Consider the following 16,481-nt stretch of genomic DNA (forward strand, 5'->3'; position numbering starts at 1 on the left):
ACGGGAGCGCTGGGCGGCGAGGGCCTCGCGGCGCTGGTCCCACGCCTCGGCGATGTGGTTGGCGGTTTTGCCCATGCTGGCCGCCTCACCGGTGGCGCTTTCGACGACGGCGCGGACCTTGTTGAGCAGCGGCTCTGACAGCGGTGCCGACCAGTGCACGCGGGTGCCGGGCCCGTGGGGGCCTGGCAGCGGTGGCGGGGCCGAGTTCGCAGTGTCCGCCGGCGGTTTCGGCGCGGTGGGCGAGGTTGAGCGGCGGTAGTGGATGAACCGTTTCCCCGCCGATACCCAGAGCCTCGCGACTGGTGGCCAGGATCCGCAGGTGTGGGCACGCTCGTATGAACGTTTCGGACAGACTCGCGACCGCGTCGATCATGTGCTCGCAGTTCGACCAACGCGTCGACGGGATCGGTCCTGGCGGGGTCGTAACGAGCAGCGTGATGCAGCGTCTGTTGATGGCCTCTACGGCACTGCACTGCCCGCATAGACGAAGGTGTCCAGGTCGGGAGCGGCACCCGAAGGCAGCAGGAGCCGGACATCGGTTCGGAGGGCGGCGATCTCGGTGTCACGGGTGGCCCGGGCATGGGGTGCGAGGGCGACGGTGCCCAGGGGGCCGCGCAGGAGCCGACTCCAGTAGCGGGCGGCGAATTCGGTCGGAGTTCTGGTGAACAGGAAGACCAGAGCTGCCGGGGCGACGGCGATCCCGCGGCGGCGCAGGGCGAGGAAGCCGCTGCGGGTCGCCCGGACGAAATCGCGCATGACGGCGCGATCGCGGGCGAGTGTCGGCGCATCGTAGTTCGCGCGATCGAGCGCGGCACAGACGGTGGTGACGAACAGGGCATGGGTAGCCAGCCAGTCGGCTATGTGGTCGGTCCCCGCGACGGTGAACCCCGCCCCGGTGAGCAGTTCGGCGGTAGCGTGCTCCGCGCCGCGTCGACGCTCGAGAGTCGTCGGCTGCTGACGGATCTGCAGGTAGGTGACGCTCTCATCGGAGTTGAGATAACCGCCGACACCGGGGAATCCAGCGATCAGTCGTTCGGCCCCGATCCGCTCACGCAGTGTGTCGATGCCGAGAGGGTTGTTACAGAGTGGGACGACGTGGTCGCAGCGCACATGCGTGACGAAATCCAGTGCGGCGTCGATCTGATCGCGTCGCACCGTGACGAAGGCGGTGTCGTAGTACGCGCGTGGTGCCTCGAGCAGCGAAATCTGCTGGGTGGTCGATCGGCCGTTGGTGTGCAACGTCAAGGCACCGCCCGCGAGGTTCGCCAGCGTCCTTCCCCGCGCCAGGAGATCGACGTCGTTGCCGGCGGCGGCAAGTCGCGCGGCGTAGATACGGCCGATCACGCCCGCGCCGACTACCAGTACCTTCGCTCCGGCCATGCCCGAGTATCCCATCGCCGCATGCCGGCATCCTCGCTTTTACCGGCCGGTGCAGCCCCTGGGTTACAGCGGTGCCGACCAGTGCACGCGGGTGCCGGGCCTGCGGGGGCCGGCAGCGGTGGCGGGGCCGATTTCGCAGTGCCCGCCGGCGGTTTCGGCTCGGTGGGTGAGGTTGGTCAGGCCGCTGGGGGTCAGCCCGTCGGGCAGGCCGCATCCGTCGTCCTCGACGACGATCACCAGATCGTCGTTCACGATGAGTTCGACGGTGAGGGTGTCGGCGCCGGAGTGGCGGACCGCGTTGGAGACCGCTTCACGGACGACGGCTTCGGCGTGGTCGGCCAGTGCCGCGTCGACGACGTCGAGGGGACCGGTGACGCGGACGCTGGTGTGCAGGCTGGTGTCGGCGGTGTGCTGGCGGATGATCTCGTCGAGGCGTTGGCGCAGCCGGATGGGTCCGCTGCCGTCGTGCAGGTCGAACACGGAGGTGCGGATCTCGTTGATGACGGTTTGCAGGTCGTCGATGTGGTCGCTGAGACGTTGGCGGATCTCGATGTTGCGGGTGCGGGCGGCGGTGCCCTGGGCGGCCATGCCGATCGCGAACAACCGTTGCAGGACGTGGTCGTGCAGGTTGCGGGCGATGCGGTCGCGGTCGGCGAGCACGTCCAGCTCGCGCATCCGCTGTTGGGCTGCGGCCAGTTGCATGGCCAGTGCGGCTTGGCCGGCGAACGCTTCGGTCAGTTCCGCGGTCTCGCGCGGGTAGGGGCGGGTGTCGCCGCGCTGGACCACGAGCAGCCCGAGGGTGGCCTCGCCGGTGTGCAGCGGCAGCACCAGCGCGGGGCCTGCTCCGATCGGCAGTTGCTCGGCACCGGCGTCTGCGGTGGTGTCCAGGTGAAGTGGTGTCGCCGAGGCCAGTGCTCGGGCCAGGATCGTGCCCGTGATCGGGATCTGCTCGCCGCGGTGGGTGTGGCCGGGCCCGGACCATTCGGCGATGGCCAGTTCGGTGGCCTCGCCGGCGGGCAGGTCCGGGTCGGGCAGGACCGCCAGCCAAGCGTATTGGGAGTCGGACAGGGTACGGACGCGGTCAACGACCTGTCCGAGCACGCTGTCGGGGGTGGTGGTGGCCAGGAAGGCGGTGGTGAGGTCGCGGGTGGCCGCGATCCACGCCTGCCGGGCCTGCGCGGTCTCGTACAGGCGGGCGTTGTCGATCGCGACACCGGCCGCGGCCGCCAGCGCGGCGACGACGACCTCATCGTCCTCGGTGAACGGCATACCGTTGGCCTTCTCGGTCAGATACAGGTTGCCGAAGATCTCCCCGCGGATGCGCACCGGCATGCCGAGGAAGCTGCGCATCGGCGGGTGCCCTGGCGGGAATCCCACCGAGTCCGGGTGATCGGCCAGATTGTCCAGGCGGATCGCCTTGGGTTGGGCGAACAGCAACCCGAGCACGCCTCTGCCTTCGGGCAGGTGCCCGATGGCCTCGGCGGTGTCGGCGTCGATGCCTTCGTGGATGAACCGGGCCAGCTGCCCGTCGGGGCCGCGTACCCCCAGCGCGCCGTAGTGGGCATCCACCAGCGTGATCGCGGTGCGCACGATCCGGCGCAGGGTGTCCTCGAGATCCAGGCCGGCGGTCACGGCGAGCATCGCCTCGACCAGGCCGTCGACCCGGTCGCGGGCGTCGATGATCTGCTCGATGCGGTCACGCACCTCGGCGAGCAATTCCCGCAATCGCAGCTGTGACAACGTCTCCCGAATCGTGCCACCGCCGGCGCCGGTGTAACCGTGGTCATTGCCAGCGTTGGTCGAACCTGACATGACGGCAGCACCCCTTTCCTTCGACCGGACACCTGGTCGGCAGACCAGTCTAGGGTCCAAGGCCCCTTTGCTGCTGGGCCGTACGAATCAATCCTGGGTGAACACCTCGTATCGGGAACCAGCGCCCTGCCGCCGCGCAGCAGTGTCCGGTGGCAATGATCGCGGCGGAGGGGAAGCCGGGCACCGACACCCTCGGCCGCACCGGCATATTCGGCGACGACAACACCCGTCTGCCGTATCCCGTTGGTCCACACCGTCTCCAGGTCACCACCCGTCGGCGTCCGATCAAACCTGGGCTGTCTCTCGGCGGGTGCGCCACAGACACGTCGAGCACGAACCGCTCGGACACACAGCCCAACCGCAAAACCCTACCTACCATCGAATTACGCCATATCGGCTGTCATTCGCGCGTGGTGGCCAAGGCAGGTGGTGTGGAGTCCTTCGACTCTGCTGCGGGGGTGGGTGCGCCCAGCAGCCTCGGAACCGTGATCATGATTGGTGAGCTGGAGCCGACGCGGACGATCGATGCCGGAATGTTCGAGCGGACCGTCGCACGGTTGTGCGTCGAGTTCGAGAGCACCACGCCGCGCCGGCAGGTGGAATCGGTACTGCGATGGAGCCTGTCCGACTTGGCCGGCAGCCCGGTCGGTGCCATGCCCGAACTCGGCGAACGCCTTGCCCGCCAACGCCTATCGGATGGAGCTGTGTGACGTACGGGAGCCCGAGCGCGGACTTTCGGCTCCTGTGGTGCGCCTGCTTGCCGCGCGATCTTGGAACAGCAGCGACAAAGTGGTGGCTGCCCCATCAGAAGCGTCGTCTGCGCCAGGAGGATCCACATGAGTGACACCACTGTCCGGCCCATCAGCAATCAGCGTCAGGAACAGGTCATCTGGCCGGATCCGAGCCCGCTGGCCTCCTGGTGGGACAGCGTCATGGGCGCCGAGCACATCTCGACCCCGCAGTTCCAGCGATCGGTGTCATGACCGAGATGTCGCCTACCGTGACCGGACTGCGTCACTGCTCCTGGCGCGACCTGAGGTTGGAACGCACTCTCGCCGAAGTCGAAGTCCCGGAGAACGACTGATCGTTTTCCGGGCGCGCCCTGTGTAGTAAGAGGACCGCACCTCGCGGTCAGGGATGCACCGTTCGACGACGGCCGATGAGGCCACCCAGTTCGGCACCGGCGAGCGCTGGAACGATCAGCACGAACAGCATTGCGGCACCGGCGAATCCGCCCGGCTGCGGCACGGTCGCCCGCGGGTCCACGATCAGCGCCGACATAACGGCGACCGCCAGGGTCGAACCCAGAACGGCACCTGATAGCCAGGCACGCCGTGGCACCGCGAGCCCGAGCGTGAACGCCGCGACCATCAGCACGAGCACCACCACCTGGGACGAGTCGTCGGAGGTCGCGAAGTAGTTGGTAGCGATCACGATCGCAGCCGCCGCAACGAGCTCGATCGGGTAGAGCATCCTGTGCATGATCACCTCTCGAATAACGAACCGCACCACTCCGGCCCGCCAACGGGTCCGTTCGGTGTCGGGCAGATACTCCGCTGCCGCCAGCAGAGCCTCGGCGAATTCCTTTCGCCGGGGCGGCAAAAGCCGCATCAGCCATCGACTCCACTGAGCCATCACGCCTCCCCCAACGCCGGCCGCCCCAGCGGCCGCCGCACGGCCTCCCTGGTGAACTCGGCTGACTCAGCCGCGATTTCCGCACCCGCGGCGGTCAACCGGTACAGATGCCGAGGTGGGCGCCCCGCCGCCGGACCGTCCTCCCACCGGGTCTCCAGCAACTCAGCGTCGGATAGCCGAGCCAGAATCGGATACAGCGTGCCGGAAGCCAGCCCCGTCCGCCGCGCGACCGCATCTGGTCGGCGATGTCGCCTACCGCGAACGCACCGCCACCGGCCTGCGCCACCCGTCCTGGCGCGGACTCCGCTTCGACCGCTCACCAGCGGAAATATCGGTGCCCGAGCACAACTGACCTTCCGCCGCGGGCGGTCGGCCATCGTTGTCTCAACCCGGCTCGAGGCAGGCCACCACTTCCGCAGCGGCGTGGTGAATGGCCGGATCGGGGCCGTCGCGCCAACGATATTTCTCGGTCACCTCTCCGCGGCGGCCATCTGTGGAGTGCATACCCAGGCACCCCCGCCCGGTTCTTCTCCCGGAGGCCGGGCGGGCCACAGACCGCCTCTGCCGGATCGATGACCGTCCATGCTTGTCGGCACCGTTCGGGATGCGTAGCGGCGACCGGTGTTTCACAATCTTTGCTTACCGACGTTTTCTCCGGCGCCGGTGTCAGCTCGGCTCGTGTGGTGCAGGCCAGGGCTCGGCTGCCGCGCGGAACTGCTGCACCCCTTGTCACCGGCGGCGACACGCATACCCCCGACCGGTGACCGGCACCCACGCGCCCCGGCGCACCTGGGCAGGCACGCCTGCGGGGGGGCTGGGTGGCCTGGATGCACCCGCGCGTCCAGGCCGCACCCCCGAACCGCTGATCGTGTGGGACGAGCCACATGCTCGGTGGCTTGAGATGTGTTGGAGCACAGACCATTCGGGGTAACGCGGGTGCGATATCGGCCGCCGTGTGGCGGCAGACCCTTCTGCGTCGGGAGCAGCTCATGTCGATGACCCTGTTGATGACATAGGAGAGGTGAATCTCCTTGCAACAGTTCATGATACGCGCCACATTGGCTCCCCGGGAGCCCCTTTCGGCGAGGGCGACGCAGTCCTGTCCGTCGTCAAATATGGCGAACCCAACAACTGCTGACAACCGGCGATCGCTCAGGCGAGACGGTCCGGGTGTACCGGATTGGTCGTAGAGCTCGGCGATGAGGAACCCGCTGCGTCCCAGCACTTGTGGGACATCGGTGAGGCGTCGAAACGATTCGGGTCGGATTCCGGAATGGTCGCCGAGGTCGCGGTAGCTGTAGCCGATCGCCTGCAGTGCATGAATTCGACGCCGGACACCCAGGGCTGACACCAGCAGGGCGATCAGCCGGCGGGCAGGGTAGGAGGGTTCGGTGGTGGTCATGCTGCTTCGGCTTTCGGGGAGTAGAGGGCCACGTGGTCTGCACGTCGGCGAAGGGACGGTCGTAGCGGCGGAGGCAGTCGATGAAGTTGTATGCCGGCTCGCGGTACCAGCGGGCTCACGCGGCCATGAGTTCGGCGGCGGTGTAGCGGGCGAGCTCGGGGTGCAGAAACATTAGCCCGCTAAAATATGCCGATTCGTGCCATTCGCAGCATTCCCTATGGACATAGGCGTCCCGATATGAATTCACTTCAATCAGGCGAAGTCAGCTACCCATAAGCAGATTTGCAAGATGCCTTGCCAACGCGCTTCCCCGCGAGTCACCGAGACCATACGACAGCCAATTGCACACGACTCGCTTTCGAGGCGAAATGCGCACACGACACACACGATTCATCGCCTCTCGATTCTCCGGCCGAAGGGCTCGACGCGATCCGGGGCAGATTCGGGGTGAGCGGGGTCGCAGGCCCGAGCAAGGCTGCTGGCCGCCCTCGATAATCCAGGCGTCGGGGTTGATCGCCAGGCTTGGGCCGATGTGAAGGCAAAGGGTGCAACGTGATTCCATACGTGCGAATGCGATCTATGCTGAACGACACCGGCACAAACACAATATTCACCCGAGACGTCGAGACGAGGGGTGCCATGTCCATGTCTCCCACCCTGCAGGATTGCCTGCGTCAGAAATCCTCGCGGTACGAAGTCGTGAACCACCCTCATAGCGATACGAGCCTGCAGACGGCCGCGGCGGCGCACATCCCCGGCGATCGCCTCGCGAAAACCGTGCTGCTCGAAGACGACAACGGCTATGTCGCAGCCGTGCTACCGGCGACGCAAGCGGTGCGCCTGGCCGATCTCTGGGCGCGGACCGGACGGCATCTGGTGCTCGCGAAGGAAGCCGAGCTGCACAAGCTGTTCACGGACTGCGATACAGGCGCGTTGCCGCCGATCTGCATGGCCTACGGCATGCAGACGTTCCTCGAGCAGGATCTGGCGCTGGAGCCGGAGGTCTATTTCGAGGCCGGCGATCACGAGGCGCTCATCCATATGGCGCAGCGCGAATTCCTGTTGCTGATGGAAACGGCCGAAGTCGCGCATTTTTCGTACCGGATGTAGCGCATCGTGTCTCGAGCCGCAACCAGTGCATGACCGCACGCAGTGGACCGGGTTCCGAGCCGTTCTCGAGAGCCTGCGAGCACGCAGGCCGGACGGCACGTTGTAGCGGCACCTGTCATCGGGCCCGCGAGCTCAAGCCGCCTAACGCTCACCAACAACCACCAACGACCAGGGCAAATCCGCAGGTCCCGGTGCGGTGCGGTAGAACGCTGACCTGGGACGACGTACTCTTGCCGAATGCGGTCCATATGGAAGGGCTCCATCGCGTTCGGACTGGTGAATGTCCCCGTGAAGGTCTACACCGCCACGGAGGACCACGACATCAAGTTCCACCAGGTGCACGCCGCCGATGGCGGGCGCATTCGCTACGAGCGGTTGTGCACGGTGGACGGGCAGCCGGTGCAGTATTCCGATATCGACCGGGCCTACGAATCACCCGACGGGGATCGGGTGATTCTCACCGACGAGGATTTCGCCAAACTTCCGGCGGCCGAGAAACACGAAATTCCAGTGTTGCAATTCGTGCCGTCGGAGCAGATCGATCCGATCCTCTTCGACAAGAGCTACTACCTGGAACCCGATTCGACCACGCCGAAAGCCTATGTGCTGCTGGCGAAGACCCTCGAACGAGTGGACCGGGTGGCGCTGGTGCATTTCACCCTGCGCCAGAAGACCCGGCTCGGCGCGCTGCGGGTGCGTGACGGGGTAATGGTGCTGCAGACGCTGCTGTGGCCGGACGAGGTGCGGGCGGTGGCGTTCGACAAGCTCGAGGACGTGACCGAGCCCAAGTCCCAGGAATTGCAGATGGCCGAGACGCTCGTCGACACGCTGTCCGACGATTTCGATCCGAGTCTGTACGTGGACGAATATCAGATCGAATTGAAGAAGCTGCTCGACGAGGCGATCGCCAGCGGTTCCGGCAAGGTCACCCGGGCGCCCGAGGCAGCGGTTCCGGCTATGGATGCCGAGGTCGTGGACCTGGTCGCGGCCCTGCAGCGCAGTCTCGAAGCCTCCGGACGCAAGGCGGGTACCGCACCGGCCGCGCCGGCCAAGGCCACCAAGGCTGCGAAGGCGACCGCGGAGAAGAAGCCCGCCAAGAAAGCCGCGAAGAAGGCTCCGGCCAAACAGACCCGCAAGGGCGCGTGATAGCACGCCACCCGCGCGGCCTCGCTACCCGGCGGGCGCCCGGGTAGCCAGCACCCACCTGGCAAACTGTCGGGCATGGATTCCGACATATCCAGCCATCCGGACATCGCCGTCGTGCCCATGGGACTCGGGCATCTGCGTCAGGTCATCGACCTCGGCTACCAGGTGTTCGACACCCAGGCCAAGCCCTACACCTCGTGGTCGCTGACCTCGGTGGCCGAGCACCTCGACAGTGCCGGCCGGTCCTGCTGGGTGGCGGTGGATTCGGATCGGGTCGTCGGATTCGTGCTGGCCTCCATGGAATTCGAGCTGCGCGAGGACTGGGCATACCTGGAGTGGATCGCCGTGGCGCCCGATATGCAGGGGCGCGGTGTCGCGGGCCGGCTCATGACCGCGTGCTGCGATCTGCTGTTCCGGCACGGCGCGGCCCGCATCGTGACCGACGTGGAGAACCACAACACGGCCTCGGCGTCCATGATGCGCAGGAACGGGTTCACCGAGGGCACCACGGTGACACTGTTCGTGCGGCCCAATCCGGACGAGGCCGTGGCCGGGGCCGGGGCCGACGAGCAGGTCACTCTCGGACCCGGCACCAAGCGCGATCTCATCCGGCGCGGCCGGATCACCGGGGACGGCCGGCACGGGCGGCCCGCCCGCTAGTTGTCGGACCCTGACGCTACGGTCGCGGGCATGACCGCCGTCGACGAGACCATGACCGCCATCAACGACGCCGTAACCCTTGGCCGCCAAGGTGATACGGCGACGGCGCGGAAGCAGCTGACCGCGCTGTGGGACACCATCGGCGCGGGCGGCGACCCGCTGCACCGGGTCTCGCTCGCCCACTTCCTGGCCGACCTCCAGACGCATGCGGCGGACGCGCTCACCTGGGACATCCGGGCCCTCGATGCCGCCGACACGCTGACCGACGAGCGGGCCCAGGCCCACCATGCGGGGTTGAGTGTCCGGGGCTTCTATCCGTCGCTACACCTGAATCTCGCCGACAACTATCGCCGCCTGGGCGCGTTCGACACCGCCCAGCGCCACCTCGACGACGCCCGCGACCGGCTCGACGCCCTCGACGAGGACGGCTACGGGCTCGGAGTGCGGGCCGGCATCGCGAATGTCGAAGCGGCACTGGCGGAACGCTCCACCGAACAGCTACCCACCCACCCCGCCGCGTCGTAACGGCCGCCTGACCTCCGAAAATGTCGGCCCAGAGATCATTGCCGGGCTGGACCAAGCGATATACGCTGGCCGCGACCACCGCCCAGGGAAGGGAACGCCTCGATGCCGGAGCCGCGATCGGAAGTAGCTGCGCCGCAAGCGGATCCCAGGGGACGACGCGCCGGACTGGGCATGGCCCTCGTGCTGGCCATCGCCGCGGGCGGACCCGTCGCGATGGCCGGCCCGGTCGCCGCCGATGTACCCGGCACGGCCACCCCGGTTTCCTGCTCCCCCGCCGAGCTGGCGATGGGCCTGCCGACCCGCACGCCGGTGGGCGACTGGTCGGAGAATCTGGGATTCGACGCGGCCGGAGACGTCTGGGTCGCGCGCACCTACCGCAATGCGGTGGAACGGTACGACCGGGATGGTCACCTCGTCGTCAGCGTGCCGGTGTCGAGCCCGGGCGCGGTCCGGCTCGGCCCGGACGGGCTGATGTACGTGACATACGGCAATTCACCGTTCGCCGGGCTCACCGGGCAGGGCGGCGTGCTCCGATTCGATCCCGCCGCGGCCGTCCCGCGGCCCGAAGTCTTCGTCTCCGGGCTCGGCCAGGCCAATGGGGCCGTCTTCGATGCGGCCGGGCATCTGTTCGTCGCCGACACCACCGCCAATACCGTGGAGCGGATCCGGCCGGACGGGACCCTCGACACCGAGTGGACCGAGCGGGCCCGGAACGCGCTGGCGGCCAAGGGATCCGGCGCCGACGGGATCGCCGCGGCCGGGAACATCCTCTATGTGACGCTGCTGGAGAGCCCCACGGCACGCATCGTCGCATTGCCCATCGACGATCCGGCCCGGGCCGGTGTCGCCGTCGATCTGGCGCCCGCGCCGCTCACCGCACCGCTGCTCCCCGACGATCTGGCGATCGCTGCCGATGGGTTGCTCTACATCGCCACCGGCAGTGGGCAATTCGTGCGGGCCGATCCGGTCACCCACACCAGCTGCACGCTGCTGTCGGGCCAGCCGCTGACCTCCGTGGCCGTCGACCCGTCCGACGACCACACCTTCATCCTCGGTACCGAGGGCGGCGATGTGCTGAAGGCGCACCTGCGCTGACATCAATTGTCCTGCGCGGCGCGGGCTCTGCCCTCCCGGAAGAACTCCAGCAGGCCCTCGACCGTCGCCACCTCGGCGCGCGGGCGCATCGCCCCGAAGGACGTGTTCCAGAACTCGCCCTGGCGCCGGGTCCACGGCCCGACATACGCGTAGGGCTGCGGGTTGTCCCAATCCCCTGGGGAGACACCGTAATTCACCTCGTCGACCGCGGCGGACAGATCGAAGTGCTCGGGCCACAGCACCGGTTGTTCCTCGGCGAAGCGCCGTAATGCAATGTCTCCCACCGCGAACCAGTCGTGCACCGTGGTAGCGGCGTCGACGTCGACGCTGAAGGGTTCGTCCGGATCCATGCGGGTGCCATCGGCATACAGGCCCGCGGGCGGGGCGTCGGCCGCGAACCCGGCGGTCGAAGCGAGGTCACTGTAGGTGCCGTGCAGGCGGATGCGGCCCTGTGGCCACACCAGATCGGTGCCCGTCACCGACACCGGCCACTTGATGCCGGTGAAGCCGCCCAGCACGATACGCATGCGGATACTGCCGAATCGGCGGTACTGCGGGCCGGCGATCAGCAGTTCGGCCGCCGCGTGCATGGCGAACCGGGTGTCCTCGTAGGTGATGTCGTCCACGGGGAAATCATCTCCGTCCGGCCGGGAGTGTTGCTGGAAAATGGGGTCCGGCAAACAAAACAGCGCCACACCGGACGAATCCGGTGTGGCGCCTGGGTGATTCGCGATCGGTCAGCTCGCGTTGTCGGTGCACGCCGACAGGATGACCTTGGCCTGGCGCGGCGAGGACGACCCCGTGTCCGGGAAACCCGGGGCGCTCTTGCCGAGCACGTTGATGGCGGCCGACTCGGCCTCCACCTTGGACGGGGCCCACGCCCAGCCGAAGCGGGTGTCGGCGCCCTGTGCGACCGCGCCGCAGGCATTGGCGAAGTGCACGACGACCGCGCAATCGCCGCCGCCGCACTTGTCCACGGCGGTGCTGTCCGCGCTGTCCCAACTGCCGTAGTTCACGGCATAGGCGACGTTTCCGGTGCTCTTGGACAGCGCAAGCGCGCCGTACAGGTCACCGGAGGTGGCGACGAAGACCGGTTCACTGTCCGCCGCGGAGGCGGTTCCGGCGGCCACGGTGCCGATCGCGGCCATCGACGTAACGGCGAGGCCTACACCGGCCTTGCGCAGCAACGACATTCGATACTCCCCGGGGATGGAAGGTAATAACGGCCGTCATCATGCCAGACGCTCAGACCCTGCGCATGACCGAGACAACCTTACCCAGCACCTGGGCATGGTCGCCATCGATCACCGGGTAGGCCGCATTGCGCGGCTCCAGATACACATGACCATTGGCGCGGCGGTAGACCTTGACCGTGGCCTCGCCGTCGATCATGGCGGCCACGATCTCGCCGGTGTGCGCCTCCTGCTGCTTGCGCACCACCACGATGTCGCCGTCACAGATGGCGGCGTCGACCATGGAGTCACCGCGAACCCGCAGGCCGAAGACGGTGCCGCGGCCCACCAGCTCGCGCGGCAGGGACAACACGTCGTCGGTGTGCTCCTCGGCCAGAATCGGCGTACCGGCCGCGATATCGCCCACCACCGGCACCGGCACCGAATTCTCGTCCTGCTGCCGCTGCGGCCCGGCCGCCCGCAGGAACAGCCGCACATCCATGGGCCGGGTCACCGAGTCACTACGCTTGAGAAACCCCCGCTCCTCCAATTCGCGTAAATGCCGCGAAACCGACGAAGCCGACTTCAGTCCGACCGCATCGCCGATCTCCCGGGTGCTCGGCGAATACCCGTGCCGCTGCACCCAATCGCGAATACTGCACAGAATCCGCTGCTGCCGCTCCGGCAATGTGGAGGTGTCGAGATGCTCGAACCCGTCGAAGTCGTCATAGGTCACCGGAGAATCCTACGGTCCGAACCGGCTGTTCCCGGCCACGACCGGCCGTGTCCCTCCCGGTCACGACAGGCTGCGTCATTCCGGCGACGACCGGTTGCGTCATTCCCGCCAACTACCGGCCGTGTCATTGCCGGCGACTACCGGCAGTGTCACTCCCGGGAACGACCAGCCGCGGCCCGCGCGAGTGCCGCCTCGGCCTCGGCGGCGATGGCGCCGACCAAGTCGGCCGCCGGTTGCACACTGTCGATGAGATCGACCGCCTCGCTCGCCCACACCGGGGTCGGCGGCAGCTCCCCGCTCGCCACCGCCGTGCGGTACGCCCGCCGGGCATCCTCATCACCGATGAGCTCGGATTCGCGCCCGCGCCACTGGTCGAGAATCGGGTGCGGCAGCGTGCGCGCGGTGTATTCCGGCGGCCAGTTCGCATCGCGCACGATGTCCAGCACGCTACTGCGCTCGGTGTTCTCGCCCCGGCCCTCGACAATGGCCTTGCCAACGAAGGGATCCGCCAGCGTCTCGATGCTGGCCTGGAATCGTGTACCGATCAGAGCCCCCGCCGCCCCCAGGGTCAACGCGGCCGCCAGCCCCCGCCCATCCGCAATGCCGCCCGCCGCGAGCACCGGAACCGGCGCAACCTGATCGACCACTGCCGGCACGAAGCTCAACGTCGAACGCCCCCGCCGCGCACCATGACCACCGCCCTCGGTCCCCTGCGCCACAATCACATCCGCCCCCACCGCCACCGCCCGCTCCGCCTCGGCCATATCGGTCACCTGGACAATCAAAACCGCGCCCGCCGCCAGGATCGCCCCGGCGAAGGGCCGCGGATCCCCGAACGACAGCATCACCGCCCGCGGCCGGTAGGTCAGCGCCAGTTCCACCACCGACCGGGACGCACCCCAGGCAAGAAACCCTATCCCCCAAGGCCTTCCGGTCCGCTCACTGACAATCCGCAGCTCCCGCTCGACCCACTCCGCATCGGCACGGCCACCCCCGACCATCCCGAGCCCGCCGCCCTCGGACACCGCTGCGGCGAGAGCCCCACCGGCCGACCCACCCATCGGCGCCGACACGATCGGACACTGCACCCCGAGCAGCTCGGTGAACGCACTGCGTAATGCCATGGGCCCCTCCGCTTCCGCACCAACGCGTGGCCGCGAGCCGCCCACGCCGGTTCCCACGGTAGCGCCACGCCCGCGGCGACACCGGTCAGAACAAGCGCGGCCACGCCTTCGCGCCCAGGATCTGGACGGTGCGGCAGGCGTAGTCGGCACTGCCGTCGGTCAGGACGACCGACGGCCACCGACTCGGAAAGGCTGTCCGGCAGCGGGATACGAGCCAGAGGGACCTGCTTGCCGGGCCGCCGTCGCCAGGTCCTGCCCGCGACGGATGCAACGCATGGTGACAGCTCTGCGGGCGACGCGCATAGGGTGGGTGGCGTGCAAGATCACGAGAGGCTGTTCGACCGGGTGCGCGGGGCGCTGCTGGGTGGGGCGATCGGGGACGCGCTGGGGTGGCCGATCGAGTTTCTGTCGCTGCAGCAGATCCGGGGGCGGTACGGGGCGGCGGGGGTCACCGGATTCCTGCCCGGCCCGGATCCGGCCGCGCCACAGCAGATTACCGACGACACCCAGATGACGCTGTTCACCGCAGAGGGGCTGCTGCGCTGTCCGCGGGGTGCGGACCCCGCGCCGGTGTTGCGACGCGCCTACCTGCGGTGGCGGGATACTCAACAGCAGGAGAAACCTGCGGCCGATGTGGACGGGTGGCTGGCGGGGCATCGATTCCTGTATGCCATGCGGTCTCCGGGCAATGCCTGCCTGACCGGGCTGCGGCGGCAGGCCGAGGGGTTCGTGCCGCCGTTGGAGTTCGGGGAGCCGGGGCCGGTGAATCCGAAGTCGAAGGGGTGCGGGACCGTGATGCGGTCGGCACCGTTCGGGCTGGCCGGATTCGGCGCCGACCGCGCGTTCTATACCGCCATGCGATGCGCCCAGCTCACCCACGGCCACCCGACCGGCTACCTCGCGGCGGGTGCCCTCGCCATCTTGATCGACAGCGTCCTGTCCGGAACCGAACTACCGATCGCGGTGCAGGACACCATCTCCCGGCTCGCCCCGATGCCCGCGAGCGCGGAGACGATCACCGCCCTGGCCGCCGCCCTCACCACCGCGCACCTGGGTGACCCCACCCCGGAGCGGCTGGAGCGAATCGGCGCGGGGTGGTGCGCCGAGGAGTGCCTGGCCATCGCCGTGTACTGCGCACTGCACACCTACCGCACCGGCGACATCCGCGCCGGGCTCCTGCTGTCGGTCAACCACTCCGGCGACTCCGACTCCACCGGCGCGGTGGCAGGCAACCTCATCGGCGCCATCCACGGCCTCGAGGCCCTGCCCATGGAATGGGTGGCCGCCGTCGAGGGTCGCGACGAATTGTTCCGAGTCGCCGACGATCTCGTCCTCAACTTCTTCTACGACGATCGCACGGCCCTCGCCGACCGCTACCCCCTCGACCGAGGCCTCGACCAGTGATCGGGAAGTGCGTCGTCCACGAATTCCGGACCGTACGAACCGAATCGCCGAATCCCTTCCAGGTCAACGACATAGGGGCATGATTCCGTAGGACAAGGCTTCCTCCCCCAGTGAAAACGTCGGCCGACCGTAACACGGTGGGCCGACCATTCTTTCGGTTCAGCGTCATGGCTCGGTAGCCGGACGACTCAGTCGTCCATGATGCCGCAGCGCGGAGGCGGGCGATGATGTGGCGGGCGGATGGCCGGGGCCGACCCGGTAGCGCGACGGGTCGAAGCCGGCGGCGGGAGGCAGGTCGATGGCCTCGTCAGGGATCACTCCCTGCTGGATCCGACTATCACACAGTGGTTCCGGTCAGCCGAATGACTATGGACTCGAGCCGAAAACGACGATGCGGGCCGATCCGTATCGGATCGGCCCGCATCGTCGGCGGATTGCTGGTCCCGCTAGACCGTGAAGCCGAGGGCGCGCAGCTGTTCGCGGCCGTCGTCGGTGATCTTGTCGGGGCCCCACGGGGGCATCCAGACCCAGTTGATCTGGAGGTCTTCGGCGAGGCCGGAGCGCACGAGGGCGTTGCGGGACTGGTCCTCGATGACGTCGGTCAACGGGCAGGCCGGGGAGGTCAGGGTCATGTCGAGTTTGGCGATGCCGTCCTCGAAGGTCATGCCGTAGACCAGGCCGAGGTCGACGACATTGATGCCGAGCTCGGGGTCGACGACGTCGCGCATCGCCTCCTCCATATCCTCGAGGTGCTGGATCTCCTCGGGGGTGAGTTCCTTGGCCTGCTGGTCGGTTTCGCTCATCTCTACTCCCCGTTACCCATCGTCTTCTTGGCTTCCTCGGCCGAGGCTATCCGCACCACGGCATCCTTGAACGCCATCCAGCCCAGCAGCGCGCACTTCACGCGGGCGGGGTACTTGGAGACGCCGACGAACGCGATGCCGTCGCCGATCACCTCTTCGTCGCCCTCGACGGTGCCGCGGCTGGTGACCATCTCGTCGAACGCCTCGACCACCTTCAGCGCCTGCTGCACCGGCAGGCCGATGACCTGGTCGGTGAGCACCGAGGTGGACGCCTGGCTGATCGAGCAACCCTGGCCGTCGTAGGACACGTCCTTGACGTCGCCGTTGCCGTCGATGTGCACACGCAGCGTCACCTCGTCACCGCAGGTGGGGTTGACGTGGTGCACCTCGGCGCCGAAGGGCTCGCGCAGCCCTCGGTGGTGCGGGTGCTTGTAGTGGTCCAGGATGACTTCCTGGTACATCTGCTCCATGCGCATG

General features: G+C 67.9%; 18 protein-coding genes. 8 read left to right on the forward strand and 10 right to left on the reverse strand.

The genetic code is table 11. The features are described from left to right. Positions 1-459: 459 nt before the first annotated feature. Positions 460-1,380 carry a ketopantoate reductase family protein gene (locus tag ACWEKS_RS29470; RefSeq protein ID WP_452343093.1) on the reverse strand — a complete coding sequence of 307 codons (921 nt, stop codon included), beginning with the start codon at positions 1,378-1,380 and terminating at the stop codon, positions 460-462. A 63-nt stretch (positions 1,381-1,443) separates the two neighbouring features. Next, a complete protein-coding gene (locus ACWEKS_RS29475) occupies positions 1,444-3,192 on the reverse strand; it encodes a GAF domain-containing protein (protein ID WP_452343094.1) in 1,749 nt (582 codons plus the stop codon). Positions 3,193-3,347: 155 nt separating this feature from the next. Between ACWEKS_RS29475 and ACWEKS_RS29480 the strand changes: the two genes are divergently transcribed. Continuing rightward, positions 3,348-3,902, forward strand: coding sequence for a hypothetical protein (locus ACWEKS_RS29480; protein ID WP_452343095.1), 555 nt, complete (start codon positions 3,348-3,350; stop codon positions 3,900-3,902). Between the two features lie 126 nt (positions 3,903-4,028). Then, entirely contained in the window at positions 4,029-4,175 is a 147-nt protein-coding gene (locus ACWEKS_RS29485; RefSeq protein ID WP_452343096.1) for a hypothetical protein, read from the forward strand. Positions 4,176-4,323: 148 nt separating this feature from the next. On the opposite strand, the gene ACWEKS_RS29490 is transcribed toward ACWEKS_RS29485, so the two are convergent. Together ACWEKS_RS29490 and ACWEKS_RS29495 are read right to left on the reverse strand one after the other, a co-directional pair. After that, positions 4,324-4,827, reverse strand: coding sequence for a hypothetical protein (locus ACWEKS_RS29490; protein ID WP_452343097.1), 504 nt, complete (start codon positions 4,825-4,827; stop codon positions 4,324-4,326). Further along, the gene (locus tag ACWEKS_RS29495; RefSeq protein WP_452343098.1) at positions 4,827-5,204 is read right to left on the reverse strand and encodes a PadR family transcriptional regulator; all 378 of its coding nucleotides are present in this window, start codon (positions 5,202-5,204) and stop codon (positions 4,827-4,829) included. Before ACWEKS_RS29495 ends, ACWEKS_RS29490 begins: the two co-directional genes overlap by 1 nt. Before the next feature lie 1,670 nt (positions 5,205-6,874). Here ACWEKS_RS29495 and ACWEKS_RS29500 point away from each other — a divergent pair. From ACWEKS_RS29500 to ACWEKS_RS29520, 5 genes are all read left to right on the forward strand, one after another. Continuing rightward, positions 6,875-7,339, forward strand: a complete 465-nt coding sequence (locus tag ACWEKS_RS29500) for an aminoacyl-tRNA deacylase (protein ID WP_452343099.1) — start codon at positions 6,875-6,877, stop codon at positions 7,337-7,339. A 237-nt stretch (positions 7,340-7,576) separates the two neighbouring features. Next, complete coding sequence (gene ku / locus ACWEKS_RS29505) at positions 7,577-8,485, forward strand: non-homologous end joining protein Ku (RefSeq protein ID WP_452343100.1); 909 nt, start codon at positions 7,577-7,579, stop codon at positions 8,483-8,485. Positions 8,486-8,560: 75 nt separating this feature from the next. After that, positions 8,561-9,145 (forward strand): GNAT family N-acetyltransferase, encoded by a 585-nt coding sequence (locus ACWEKS_RS29510; protein WP_452343101.1) that lies wholly within the window; start codon positions 8,561-8,563, stop codon positions 9,143-9,145. A gap of 30 nt (positions 9,146-9,175) precedes the next feature. Continuing rightward, positions 9,176-9,670: a hypothetical protein gene (locus ACWEKS_RS29515; protein ID WP_452343102.1), complete on the forward strand. Its 495-nt coding sequence runs from the start codon at positions 9,176-9,178 to the stop codon at positions 9,668-9,670. A 102-nt stretch (positions 9,671-9,772) separates the two neighbouring features. Then, positions 9,773-10,765 carry an SMP-30/gluconolactonase/LRE family protein gene (locus ACWEKS_RS29520; RefSeq protein ID WP_452343103.1) on the forward strand — a complete coding sequence of 331 codons (993 nt, stop codon included), beginning with the start codon at positions 9,773-9,775 and terminating at the stop codon, positions 10,763-10,765. A 2-nt stretch (positions 10,766-10,767) separates the two neighbouring features. Here the strand turns inward: ACWEKS_RS29520 and ACWEKS_RS29525 are convergent, their stop codons facing one another. The 4 genes from ACWEKS_RS29525 to ACWEKS_RS29540 all read right to left on the reverse strand — a co-directional run bounded on the left by ACWEKS_RS29525 (position 10,768) and on the right by ACWEKS_RS29540 (position 13,797). Next, on the reverse strand, positions 10,768-11,391 hold the full coding sequence (locus ACWEKS_RS29525; RefSeq protein WP_452343104.1) for a hypothetical protein: 624 nt from the start codon (positions 11,389-11,391) through the stop codon (positions 10,768-10,770). 111 nt (positions 11,392-11,502) lie between these two features. Next, positions 11,503-11,958, reverse strand: coding sequence for a DUF4189 domain-containing protein (locus ACWEKS_RS29530; protein WP_354846753.1), 456 nt, complete (start codon positions 11,956-11,958; stop codon positions 11,503-11,505). A 52-nt stretch (positions 11,959-12,010) separates the two neighbouring features. Further along, positions 12,011-12,673, reverse strand: a complete 663-nt coding sequence (lexA, locus tag ACWEKS_RS29535; RefSeq protein WP_452343105.1) for a transcriptional repressor LexA — start codon at positions 12,671-12,673, stop codon at positions 12,011-12,013. 149 nt (positions 12,674-12,822) lie between these two features. Beyond that, entirely contained in the window at positions 12,823-13,797 is a 975-nt protein-coding gene (locus ACWEKS_RS29540; RefSeq protein ID WP_452343106.1) for an NAD(P)H-dependent flavin oxidoreductase, read from the reverse strand. A gap of 315 nt (positions 13,798-14,112) precedes the next feature. Here ACWEKS_RS29540 and ACWEKS_RS29545 point away from each other — a divergent pair, with 315 nt between their 5' ends. Continuing rightward, positions 14,113-15,201, forward strand: a complete 1,089-nt coding sequence (locus ACWEKS_RS29545; protein ID WP_452343107.1) for an ADP-ribosylglycohydrolase family protein — start codon at positions 14,113-14,115, stop codon at positions 15,199-15,201. Between the two features lie 446 nt (positions 15,202-15,647). On the opposite strand, the gene ACWEKS_RS29550 is transcribed toward ACWEKS_RS29545, so the two are convergent. Then, on the reverse strand, positions 15,648-16,004 hold the full coding sequence (locus ACWEKS_RS29550) for a metal-sulfur cluster assembly factor (RefSeq protein ID WP_354846745.1): 357 nt from the start codon (positions 16,002-16,004) through the stop codon (positions 15,648-15,650). A 2-nt stretch (positions 16,005-16,006) separates the two neighbouring features. Next, positions 16,007-16,480, reverse strand: a complete 474-nt coding sequence (gene sufU / locus ACWEKS_RS29555; protein WP_452343108.1) for a Fe-S cluster assembly sulfur transfer protein SufU — start codon at positions 16,478-16,480, stop codon at positions 16,007-16,009. Position 16,481 lies beyond the last annotated feature (1 nt).

Source organism: Nocardia sp. NPDC004711 (assembly GCF_053601595.1).

Bases quoted from the DNA above. Each gene is read 5' to 3' on its own strand.
- ACWEKS_RS29470 (WP_452343093.1), bottom strand. From the start codon at position 1,380: ATGGCCGGAGCGAAGGTACTGGTAGTCGGCGCGGGCGTGATCGGCCGT.
- ACWEKS_RS29475 (WP_452343094.1), bottom strand. From the start codon at position 3,192: ATGTCAGGTTCGACCAACGCTGGCAATGACCACGGTTACACCGGCGCC.
- ACWEKS_RS29480 (WP_452343095.1), top strand. From the start codon at position 3,348: ATGATCGCGGCGGAGGGGAAGCCGGGCACCGACACCCTCGGCCGCACC.
- ACWEKS_RS29485 (WP_452343096.1), top strand. From the start codon at position 4,029: ATGAGTGACACCACTGTCCGGCCCATCAGCAATCAGCGTCAGGAACAG.
- ACWEKS_RS29490 (WP_452343097.1), bottom strand. From the start codon at position 4,827: ATGGCTCAGTGGAGTCGATGGCTGATGCGGCTTTTGCCGCCCCGGCGA.
- ACWEKS_RS29495 (WP_452343098.1), bottom strand. From the start codon at position 5,204: ATGGCCGACCGCCCGCGGCGGAAGGTCAGTTGTGCTCGGGCACCGATA.
- ACWEKS_RS29500 (WP_452343099.1), top strand. From the start codon at position 6,875: ATGTCTCCCACCCTGCAGGATTGCCTGCGTCAGAAATCCTCGCGGTAC.
- ku (WP_452343100.1), top strand. From the start codon at position 7,577: ATGCGGTCCATATGGAAGGGCTCCATCGCGTTCGGACTGGTGAATGTC.
- ACWEKS_RS29510 (WP_452343101.1), top strand. From the start codon at position 8,561: ATGGATTCCGACATATCCAGCCATCCGGACATCGCCGTCGTGCCCATG.
- ACWEKS_RS29515 (WP_452343102.1), top strand. From the start codon at position 9,176: ATGACCGCCGTCGACGAGACCATGACCGCCATCAACGACGCCGTAACC.
- ACWEKS_RS29520 (WP_452343103.1), top strand. From the start codon at position 9,773: ATGCCGGAGCCGCGATCGGAAGTAGCTGCGCCGCAAGCGGATCCCAGG.
- ACWEKS_RS29530 (WP_354846753.1), bottom strand. From the start codon at position 11,958: ATGTCGTTGCTGCGCAAGGCCGGTGTAGGCCTCGCCGTTACGTCGATG.
- ACWEKS_RS29540 (WP_452343106.1), bottom strand. From the start codon at position 13,797: ATGGCATTACGCAGTGCGTTCACCGAGCTGCTCGGGGTGCAGTGTCCG.
- ACWEKS_RS29550 (WP_354846745.1), bottom strand. From the start codon at position 16,004: ATGAGCGAAACCGACCAGCAGGCCAAGGAACTCACCCCCGAGGAGATC.
- sufU (WP_452343108.1), bottom strand. From the start codon at position 16,480: ATGCGCATGGAGCAGATGTACCAGGAAGTCATCCTGGACCACTACAAG.